Source organism: Streptococcus pseudopneumoniae (assembly GCF_001072665.1).
Lineage (GTDB): Bacteria > Bacillota > Bacilli > Lactobacillales > Streptococcaceae > Streptococcus > Streptococcus pseudopneumoniae_S.
Window position 1 is genome coordinate 1 of record NZ_JVJI01000040.1, and the last position, 10,593, is coordinate 10,593.

Consider the following 10,593-nt stretch of genomic DNA (forward strand, 5'->3'; position numbering starts at 1 on the left):
ATCACCCGTTAGAACTCTTGTCCCCTCAATCGCACGGCCATTATGAATGGAATATAAGGTTAAGCGACTCCCATTCTCTCCTTTTCCGTTAGTGATAATAAAAAAGGAGGACTTCTACACTTTGGCGTAAAAAGTCCTCTTTTAGAAATGTATTCTTTTTCTATTATATTATTTAATAACGCATAAAAATTTTCCTAAACGAAATATCTTACTTTCACACGATAAAAGAAATTCACATACACTTATATTTTCTATTATCATGTCATGATATTTCATATTTTTATCTCCTTACATCTTTAAATCTCCTTTATTTTGATTTTTCAAATATGAGTATCACTATGGATATTTACAAATATATAACATTGTCAGCTATCGAATTTAAAAATTCTTGGTCATGTGAAACAATGAATATTATTTTCTTATCGCTTTTACATTCGTTGATCAGATGGGATATGTTCATCATATTGCAATAATCCATTCCACTAGTAGGCTCATCAAAAAACATAAGTTTAGATTTTTTACATAGTACAGATGCAATTGCTACCCTTTGCTTTTGTCCACCTGACAAGCTCATTGGATGACGATCTTTTGATTCATATAAATCAAGTTTTTTCAGAATATTTTCAACATAACTACTTTCAATATTTTTTATTCCAAGACCTACTTCACTTGCAATAGAATCGGTAAAAAGCTGATGATTAACATCCTGCATTACAAGGGATGATATTTTTAGCCTATCTGATTTTGAAAGTCTTTTGCCGTCCAAATAGATTTCATCCTTCGATTTTCTTTCTAAGCCTATAAGGCATCTGAGCAAAGTGGATTTACCAAGTCCGTTTGTTCCTACTATGCCGTAAATTTTTCCCATTTCAAAAGAGAGGTCTTTTAAATGCAATTTTTTATCTATGCCATTAAACTTAAATTCAATGTTTTTTACTTCTAAATTTCCCTTATTTTCATTTTCGGGTACTGTAAGTTTTACTCTATTCTTATTTCTTAAACCTAACTTCTTTAGCTTTTCAGACGGTATTTTCATAAAATCTATTTGAGTATATTCCTTTTGTATTTCCCCATCTTTAATCAAAAAAACTCTATCTACAATATCCATTAGATAAAATATTCTATGTTCTGAGATTATAAGAGTTTTCCCCTTATCTTTAAGTTTTATAAGCATTTCTTTTATGATTAAAATGTTTTCTTCATCAAGATTTGATGAAGGCTCATCTAAAACAATGATTTCCGTTCCAGATATATAACTTGCAGCAATACATAAAATCTGCTTTTCTCCACCCGAAAGCTTAAAAATATCTCTATTTAAAAGATGTTCTATCGGAAACAAATCCAACATATCATTTAGTCTCTCATCCATTTGTTTTTTTGAAAGTCCTATATTCTCCAAATAGAGAAGTAATTCAAGAGTAGTATTTATATTGAAAAAGTGTGTCTTTGGATTTTGAAATACATTTGATACTAAGAGAGATATTTCGTATAATTCGAGGTTTTTAATATCTTTATTATCAATCCTGATGGTACCACCCATAGAAGCTCCATCATATCGTACAGCTAACCCATTGATAGAATTTATAATTGAAGATTTTCCGCTACCACTTTTCCCAGTAAATAATACACATTCGCCTTTTTTTACATCTAAAGAAATGTTTTTTAACACTTTAGGAGAATTTCCATAAGATAGAGATAAATTTTCAATTTCTACCATAAAGCTCCTCCTATAACCATAATCAGTATTGAAAGCACATAAACAAAATCAACTGTTTTCGTTTTGACGGATATGTACCTAGTTTTTTTAACAGGATTTTCAATACATTTTGTTTCTGCTGCCTTTGCAATATCATCAGAAATATTAGAAGACATAACAAGTAAAGGCACAATTACATACTCGATGTATGAAATTGGATTTTTAAATGTAATACCCCTTATTTTCATAGCAAGTTTTATATTGTGACTTTCTTCCCTAAATGAAGGAAAAAACCTAAACATTACAGCAATTGGTATAGAAACAGTACGAGGTAAATTCATTTTATCCATTGAGGATATTACACTTCCTACATCCGATGTTTTTAAAAAAAAACTTCCCGCACTAAATGGAAGATAAAACATCTTACATACAGCAAATAGCATAAAAAACATCATTAAAATCGCATTCATATTTCTAATTACATCAAGATTAGGTATCAAAGAAAGAACCCCAAAAAATGATATGTTTTTTAAGGCTTCTTTCTTAAATCCATTCATTAAAAAAAGAAATGAAATAAGAAGCACAATTCCCCATTCAAAATAGGTATTTACTTTATAAAATACAGCAAATCCAAGTGAAAAACTTACTAAAATTTTACTAATTGGATTGGGATTATATGGATTGTCTAAAGAAACGAGCATTATACAATACCAGCTTTTTCGAAATGCTTTTTCAAAAAGACTTTACCGATATATGCGCCGAGTATCCCGCCGACAACAGCACCGATATATACTAATACCATACTTCGATAATTCAAAAGTGCTATGAGCTTCATTATATAATCGTGACCCATACCGCCTGTTTCCGCCAGTTTAATAACCTTGTCTTTAGCCAACAAAACTTGCATAAGGAAACCACAAATCCAAGTGTTGAATACGGCAAATGAGAGCATATTAAATTTAAATGATTTATATTCTCCTTTTTTTCTTAAAAGTTCCGCAATTGCCATACTGATTACAGCATGTATCAATATTACATATGTATTTCCCATTGCAATTGCTAAAAGACTACAAATCAACCCAAGTATAAATAATCCCCATGATTTTTGAACTTTTGCCATAAAGAGCATTATAACTATTCCTGTTATAATGCCTGCCAGTGTAGGGTATGCCAAGTATAAAATCGGTACAATACCAATCATTCCCGAAGCAAACATAAGTACAAAATATATTACTGTAAATACACCTATCGTAACTAAATCTTTAATTCTTAATTTTTCCATTTTTATATTTTCCTTCTAAATAAGTTTTCACTGAATATTTGATTTTCTAAGCATTGCTTTATAAAATTCCGAGCTTTTACAAAGTTCTTCATCTGTCCCTATCGCTTCTATTTTTCCGGCATTTAATAAAACGATTTTGTTTGCATTTCTTATTGTTCTTAATCTATGAGCAATAACAATTGCCGTTTTTTCTTTTATAAGTTCGGATAAAGCCTCTTGAATTAGACTTTCATTTTCAACATCCAGAGATGCTGTAGCCTCATCAAGCAATATGATTGGTGCGTCTTTTAGTATTGCCCTTGCTATTGAGATTCTTTGTCTTTCTCCGCCTGAAAGTCTTTGTCCGTTTTCACCTATTACTGTATCTATTCCATCCGGCATTTTGTCTATAAATTCATAACATCTTGCTATTTTAGCCGCTCTTATAATCTCTTCATCTGTAGCATCTTTTTTACCGATTTTTATATTATCTTTTATGCTTGAATTAAAAAGAGTAACATCTTGGAAAACGATAGAGAAATTTTTAAGGAGTGTTTCCGGATCAATTTTACCGATGTCCTCTCCCCCTATCAAAATCTTTCCTTTATCTATATCCCAAAATCTTGCAGCAAGCTTGGTGAGAGTTGTTTTTCCGCTTCCGCTTGAACCGATTAGCGCAGTGATTTCACCCTGCTTTGCAGTAAAGCTCACACAATTTATTACAGAATAATCATCATATCCGAAATAAACATCCTTGAACTCAATATCGTAATTTTTAATGTCAATATCTTTTTTGCCTTTTTGAACAGGCATGGTCTTTATTTCCTTTATTCTCCCTACAACCGCATCAAGCATAACTATCATTGACATAAAGGTGATTATTCCTTCTATAGGAAGATAAATACTTGCTGTAAGCATTAAAAATGCGATATAAACCAGCGCACTTACCTCCCCTGCCATAAGCATGTTGACGCCGATAACGGCAACACTTATAATTCCAAGCTTTAAAATTGCGGCAGCTATTCCTGTAAGTGTTCCGGCTACAACTTCACCTTTCGTCTTCTGTTTTGTGGATGCATTTAATTTTTTAAAAAAATCATTTAACATCCTATCTTCTAAGTTGTAAGATTTTATTTGCTCTATCTGCTCTATATTTTCCTGTAGATTATCAAAAACCTTACGATTATCATCTATCCAGCCTTGTACTATTTTTTTCTGACTTTTCTTTGATAAAAATATAATCAAAATAGAAATGGGAATTACCCAAAGGGCTGCAAGTGCAAGTTTCCAATTATAGAAGATAAGCATTAAAGCAATAATACTTGTGGATATAGCCGTTGAATATATATGAGGTACAGCATGAGAAAAAATTGTTTCATATAAGTTCATGTCATTCATCATGGTTTCCGCAAGGTCTGCCAAATCTCTTTTACCAAAATAAGAAAGAGGTAATTTCTTTAACTTTTCCGCTAACTCAATTCTTGAATTTGCACTCTCGTTGTACACATTGGTGTAAAGTCTTACATAATCCCACCTCGCTATTAAGAACATCACAATCATCATTACTACAATTAGTGCAATATAATGAATAGAAGTAAAATTGTAACTCTCAATACTTTTTAAAATGCCTATATACTGAAACAGAAACATAAAACCGATCATTGGTGCGAACAATTTAGTTAAATTAACAAGCGTGTGTGAAAATATGGCTTTTTTTAAGTTAAGAGCGCCTTTTTCTGACATCGCATATTTTTTCATAAAATAAGAAACCATATGTTTAACCTCCTATCTTCCAATTTACGGATTTTTGATATTCTTCCCAAAGTTTTTTGTAATGCCCACTCATACCGATTAAATCTGAATGCTTGCCTTCTTCTACAATTTTCCCCTTATCAATAACAAGAATTTTATCCGCATCTACTACTGTAGATAATCTATGAGCAATCATCAATGTTGTCTTGTTTTTTGATAGCTTCTTAAAAGACTCTTGAATCAAATGTTCATTTTCAGGATCTGCAAAGGCTGTAGCTTCATCTAAAATGATAATATCTGCATCTTTCAAAAAAGCTCTCGCTATAGAAATCCTTTGAGCCTCTCCTCCTGAAAAATATGTGCCTTTAGTTCCGTAAACAGTATCAAGTCCTTTATCTAAATTTTTAATAATATCTTTAGACCCTGAATTGATTAAGGCATTGTCAATTTCTTCATTAGTTGCATCAGGCTTTCCGATTAAAAGATTATCTCTTAAACTCATTTTAAATAGTTTAGAGTTTTGAAAAACAAAAGCAATTTTTCTCATTAAAGCCTCTTTTTCAAAATCTTTTATATTAATTCCTCCAATATAAATTTCACCTGTTTTAATATCGTAAAATCGTGCAGCAAGCCTTGCTATAGTAGTTTTACCACTGCCTGATGATCCGACTAAAGCAACTCGTTCTCCTTTATTCACCTTAAATGAAATATCGTCTAATACATTTTCATCTTCATAAGAAAAGCTTACATTTTTAAACTCTATCCCAACATCAGAACTTGTTTTATTTCCATAAACAAAATCATCAAACTCAAGTATATTTTCAATTTTATCTAAAGCAAGTTCTGCAAAATAACTGTATTGTGTAATCGTCGCAGTTCTCATAATAAAAGTAGCAAATGCCGGTCCTATTAGGAAGTAAATAACAGAATCTGCAACTACATTAGATAAGTTTCCATTAAATTTTATTAAGAGTAATGCCACAGGTACCAAGAAAAATGCCGTCGATGTAGAAACGGTTTCAAACCACGACATTTTATTCGTATAACTCATAGTAAGCTTAAGTACATTGTCTTTTGTTTTTATGATTAACGAATATAACTTATCAAAGCTCTCAACACTTTGTGCAAATGTTTTAACAACAGGAATTCCTCGAACATATTCCACAGTCTGAGAGGATAAATCGGAAAGTCCTGCATAATACTCATCCTTCATTTTTTTTGTTTCGGTTGTCATCATAGATGACATCAATGTCATACCGATAATCATCGGTATCATACTGGCAAGTCCTAACTTCCAGTTAAACACGAAGAAAAATACAAGCAGGACGATTGGCGATATAATGGTCATCGCCATATCAGGAAGTTGATGCGCTATAAAAGAATGGGTTTCAGACGCTCCGGACACAATTACATTTCTTATCCTTCCGCTTTCTTTGTCATCGAAATACCCAAGCGGTTTGTTTATTAGTTTTGTTACGGAAGTCTTAATAATGTTATCTTCCACTTCAAATGCAAAAATATGGGATAAAATTAAACCTATTAGGTATATAAAAAGCCCCAGAACGGCAAAGACTGCTGCATAAATTGAATTTTCCTTTACATAATCAAAATTCACCATCCCATTTAAAATTAAGTTATTTACAATTCTATGAATATATACCATAGGCATCAAAACCATGACACCTGATACAGCAGACATAACAATAGCAATATAGAGTAAAAAACTTTTTTCACCACCGTAAGCCATTAGTCTTTTCAGTATTGATTTCTTCTTATCCTTCACTGAACAACTCCTCCTTTTTTTAAAATTAGCAAACCCTATAAATAGCCTTTTTAGACTGATTTTAGAGGCTTGTTTTCAAACTCTTTTGCAATACGCATAGTTTTTCTTGTTTTTATTTATCATTTATTTTATAATAAATGAGGATTTCAATCAATTAGATATGGCTAAATAAGTCTATTCGGGATAATGTCTATTCGGGATAAAATATAAAGCACGGAGGTATAATATGAGTGATTTTTATAACTTTGTTAAAAACTTTTTTTCTACAGATGAATCTATCGATAATACAAAATACTCCACTGTAGGACATGAATTCCGTTTTAGCACGGATAATGCAGAAGGCATATATTGGTTTTACGAGGGCGATAATTTCACTATTGATATTTATGATGTTTTCATAAAAAAAGAAATTATCCATACAAGTTTTTCTGGTTTGAATAATTTCTATTCCCTTTATTTATCTTATTTAGTTACAGCAAACGGTGAATGTTTTAATCCTTATCAAAATCTTTCTTCAAATTCACTTTATACTATAAATACAAAAAATTCTAAAGACTTTAGGTTTATACTTCACAAAAACTCTCCTTATTTAGGAATCGGTATAAATTTCAATCAGTCCATGATAGAGCAATGCCTGTCCTCTTATAAGAATAAAGTCTGTAACTATGAAGATTTATTTTTTAATACCAGCATTATAATAAACAAGCCTTTAGAAAGAATCGCAAAAGATATCCTTAATTGCAAGATGGCATCTCCTGCTGCTGAAATCTTTTTTGAGTCAAAGGCAAAGGAATGGTTAAGTATTACAATAGACTCTTTTTTAAATAAGTACAGCAATCCACTATCTATTGCCGATGATGAGGCTTTGAAAAATGTCGCCAATTATATAGACGATCATTATGCAACATCTATCTCACAGGATACTTTAGAAAAAATATCCACTATGAGCGGCACAAAACTAAAAAAGTTATTTAAGCAAAAATATCAATGCACAATTACAGAATATACTCAAAGACGGAGAATGAATATGGCGGAATTACTCCTACTGAACTCTACCCTTAAAATTCAAGATATAGCAGAGGCTGTAGGATATTCCTCTCACAGTAAATTTAGTACATGCTTCAAAAAATATAAGGGATTTTATCCCAAAGACATAAAAAAATATGCGAAAAATAATCTTTCTGATTAAATACATAAGGATTTAACTTTGGGGACGGTTGAGTTAGACCTTATTGGATAATGTTAAAGTCATAATTGGTAAACCTAAATAAATTATACGTTTAGGTCTTGTTATTATCTTGTAAAATCAGTAAAGTAGCTAATTCTACTATTTTTAGGGAGTTAGTCACAAAGAAAATCAAACAGTTAGACTGACTGTTTGAGTATGAAAAAAGCAGATAAAAAATCCCTTGAGTAAATAACTTAGGGGATTTTAAAGGTTGGGATAGGGTATTGAAAAGCTCGTACAAAGTATAATAAAAATCCCCACCAAATTTTGAAAATCTATTGAAATGTATTGAAGTTTATTAGCAGAATACATAAGTGGAAAGCTTGATTTTAATACATTTAGAAGATTAATGAAAAAGAAATATCACACTTTCATTCTTATTAAAATCCTTATAACTGTATTTTGAATGATTTTCCCCAATCAAGCATCCCTCTCTCTTATAAAATATATACATTCAGTTGTATGAAATGTAATATTGTTCTTATCAGACTTGAAACTTTTACTAATCCAACTATTTATCTTACACATTTATTTTAAACCTACAGTATCCTATTTTCTTAATATTCTACAGTGTAACACTGCATTTATATTATAACGCTAATATGTTCAGAAAAGAAATACTTTGTAAGTCAATGTCTGTTATAACGGAAATTGTTAGAGATGTCTATCATAACAGAAATTGAGATAATGTCCATAACTTCCCTGAAGATAAATTATGTAATCACAAACTATTTCATATCCAATCTAGTGTAGGTTGTTTAGAGCATATCATCAACAAAAAAAGAACGAGCCAAAACTGCGTTCTCCTTATAATGATAAAATATGTTTTATGCCACAAAAGATATGTAAACTAATCTTTTAAATAATAAAAAAGTTCCGACGTTTGTAAATGTTTTGAGTAAATTGAAATTACTTTTTGACCTTTTGGAAATACTGTCTTTCTCTTCAAATCTAATAAAGATTGAGGAACAATTTTCCTTGATGTCTCTTTCAATGTTAATGCTAGTATCTGTTTTCTTGTACGTAGAGCATAATCAAACTCCAAATACAAATAACGTCCTGAACCAGTTAGATGAACATGGTTTCCCAATAACTCCTCAATGGATCCTAAAACTTGCAACTTTTGCATCGTGGTTCCATCTTTTTTTATTTTCAACTCATCAATTATGACATGCCTATTTAAACAATCGTCAAAGAAACTGCCTGCACCTTTTCGGTAATCAACACCACATAGGTGCATGAAATTAGTAGGTGAAAAATGAAGTTCAACACTTTCAATTTCTGTTTCATAATACATGATTTTGCCAACAAAGTGTTCTTTAAAAAAAGAAGCCGCAATTTGTAACTGTGTAAAAAAACGCTGCAGTTTTATTTTTTCGGTGTAATTAGGATTACGATAATCTTCAAAATTTTCCATATTTTCCTCACAAAAAAAGGTGGTTTACAGAGTCTGTAAGCCACCTAGTCAGTCGGTTTATTCTGGTGTCTGCCACCGCTTGGCCCTTACGTCCAAGATTGCTATCGGATTTCGTTCTGGTGTCCGCCACCGCTTGGCCCTTATGTCCAAGATTACTATCAGATTGACCATGAGCCGACTACTCATCTACACTATTTATTCTACCTGAAAATGGTTAAAATTTCAAGTGTAAACTCTTCTATTTCGTAGTATAGGCAAAACTGATGGCACTATCTGCTTGAGAGATTTTTCTAAAGGTATAGTTAGGGTTGCCACCATAGTTTGTTTCAGACACGAGGAAAGAACCATCATCATAGACCTTCTCTACAAAAGCCACATGACCATAGTCTGCTGGTGTGCCATGTGTACCTCCTACAAAAGAAACAATGGCACCTGCTTTTGGTGTGGAACCCGTTTCTCCACCAAGACTTGAAGCTGTCGCAACCCAGTCTTGACCATTTCCCATGGTATTAATGATTGAAATCTTCTCTCCGTTTCTACCTTTTAGCTTTAATCCTAACTGGTTCATACGAGCCGCAACACCCCATGTACATTGTCCATAGGCATAGGCCATACCATCTCCACCACCAGGAACAGAACGCTCATACAAGTCTCCACGAACACCTTCAAGAGATTGTGGGTCACTCTTAGCCTGTCCCCCATTTGTTTGGCTAAAGCCTTTTTCAATTTGGTAATACCATTCCGTTGCTCTGGTCTGTCTTTCCAGTAGTTTGTCACCAGAATTTCCCTCCCAATAGGTGAGGAAGAGTTGGGCAAGATTGGCTGCACTGCCCGTATTTCCAAAGAAATCCTTTAACCAACTTTGATAGTAAGGACTATCCCCATGAAGCATAAAATCAAGTTGTAGGTCTAAATCATACCACTTCTTATTATTGATATGTCCATAATTCAATAAAGCTGTATGACGTGTTGAACCATCTGCAGTATCCGTCCATTGCCCTAACCCCAAACCTCTATGAAGAATATTAGGATAAGCCCCACTATAAATGGCTGGACCTCCAATCGCTAACCACGCTTCATCATCCCAAGAGGAATCGGTAGCGCCAACAGGAGGAGATAAATAATCCCCTTCAGCACGTTTAGGATTAATAGAAGACTCTACCGACCAATTTCCTAAAATTGCCGCAATGGCTTGAGGACTTGCCCCTTGAGATTTCAAAAACTCATAAATATGTTTTGCTCGTTCAAACTCATCCCCACCAAACTGACCAATGGCAGGTAAGATAGTGGTCTGAAGTTGAATGACTTTTGGGAAATAAAATTGCGGATTGACATACACCAATTTTTCTTTCTTATTCTTATACTTTTGATAGGAGACTTTCAAACCTGTATCATCTGGTGTTTCACCGATAACATCACCCGTTAGAACTCTTGTCCCCTCAATCGCACGGCCATT

At 32.6% G+C, this 10,593-nt stretch carries 9 protein-coding genes; 2 read left to right on the forward strand and 7 right to left on the reverse strand.

The annotated features are described in order from the left end of the window. Window positions 1-346 precede the first annotated feature (346 nt). From ADH52_RS02970 to ADH52_RS02990, 5 genes are read right to left on the reverse strand one after another with little or no spacing between them, the layout of a single operon-like run. Window positions 347-1,717: an ABC transporter ATP-binding protein gene (locus ADH52_RS02970; RefSeq protein WP_048773348.1), complete on the reverse strand. Its 1,371-nt coding sequence runs from the start codon at window positions 1,715-1,717 to the stop codon at window positions 347-349. Beyond that, window positions 1,711-2,400: an energy-coupling factor transporter transmembrane component T gene (locus ADH52_RS02975; protein WP_162837406.1), complete on the reverse strand. Its 690-nt coding sequence runs from the start codon at window positions 2,398-2,400 to the stop codon at window positions 1,711-1,713. Before ADH52_RS02975 ends, ADH52_RS02970 begins: the two co-directional genes overlap by 7 nt. Beyond that, window positions 2,397-2,984: an MptD family putative ECF transporter S component gene (locus ADH52_RS02980; protein ID WP_049510000.1), complete on the reverse strand. Its 588-nt coding sequence runs from the start codon at window positions 2,982-2,984 to the stop codon at window positions 2,397-2,399. Before ADH52_RS02980 ends, ADH52_RS02975 begins: the two co-directional genes overlap by 4 nt. Window positions 2,985-3,005: 21 nt before the next feature. Continuing rightward, window positions 3,006-4,730, reverse strand: coding sequence for an ABC transporter ATP-binding protein (locus ADH52_RS02985; RefSeq protein ID WP_049510001.1), 1,725 nt, complete (start codon window positions 4,728-4,730; stop codon window positions 3,006-3,008). A 4-nt stretch (window positions 4,731-4,734) separates the two neighbouring features. Next, the gene (locus ADH52_RS02990) at window positions 4,735-6,492 is read right to left on the reverse strand and encodes an ABC transporter ATP-binding protein (RefSeq protein WP_049510003.1); all 1,758 of its coding nucleotides are present in this window, start codon (window positions 6,490-6,492) and stop codon (window positions 4,735-4,737) included. A gap of 226 nt (window positions 6,493-6,718) precedes the next feature. Between ADH52_RS02990 and ADH52_RS02995 the strand changes: the two genes are divergently transcribed. Beyond that, the gene (locus ADH52_RS02995) at window positions 6,719-7,681 is read left to right on the forward strand and encodes a helix-turn-helix domain-containing protein (RefSeq protein ID WP_049510005.1); all 963 of its coding nucleotides are present in this window, start codon (window positions 6,719-6,721) and stop codon (window positions 7,679-7,681) included. Between the two features lie 889 nt (window positions 7,682-8,570). Here ADH52_RS02995 and ADH52_RS03000 read toward each other — a convergent pair. Next, window positions 8,571-9,137: a PBECR4 domain-containing protein gene (locus ADH52_RS03000; RefSeq protein ID WP_049510007.1), complete on the reverse strand. Its 567-nt coding sequence runs from the start codon at window positions 9,135-9,137 to the stop codon at window positions 8,571-8,573. Between the two features lie 19 nt (window positions 9,138-9,156). On the opposite strand from ADH52_RS03000, the gene ADH52_RS11470 reads away from it, so the two are divergent. Next, entirely contained in the window at window positions 9,157-9,345 is a 189-nt protein-coding gene (locus ADH52_RS11470; protein WP_001860875.1) for a hypothetical protein, read from the forward strand. Window positions 9,346-9,375: 30 nt separating this feature from the next. Here the strand turns inward: ADH52_RS11470 and ADH52_RS03005 are convergent. Further along, window positions 9,376-10,593, reverse strand: a 1,218-nt coding sequence (locus ADH52_RS03005; RefSeq protein ID WP_049510009.1) for a phage tail tip lysozyme, incomplete at its 5' end; no start/stop codon positions are given.

Excerpts from the sequence above, each read along its gene's own strand:
- ADH52_RS02970 (WP_048773348.1), bottom strand. The coding sequence starts at position 1,717 with ATGGTAGAAATTGAAAATTTATCTCTATCTTATGGAAATTCTCCTAAA.
- ADH52_RS02985 (WP_049510001.1), bottom strand. The coding sequence starts at position 4,730 with ATGGTTTCTTATTTTATGAAAAAATATGCGATGTCAGAAAAAGGCGCT.
- ADH52_RS02995 (WP_049510005.1), top strand. The coding sequence starts at position 6,719 with ATGAGTGATTTTTATAACTTTGTTAAAAACTTTTTTTCTACAGATGAA.
- ADH52_RS03000 (WP_049510007.1), bottom strand. The coding sequence starts at position 9,137 with ATGGAAAATTTTGAAGATTATCGTAATCCTAATTACACCGAAAAAATA.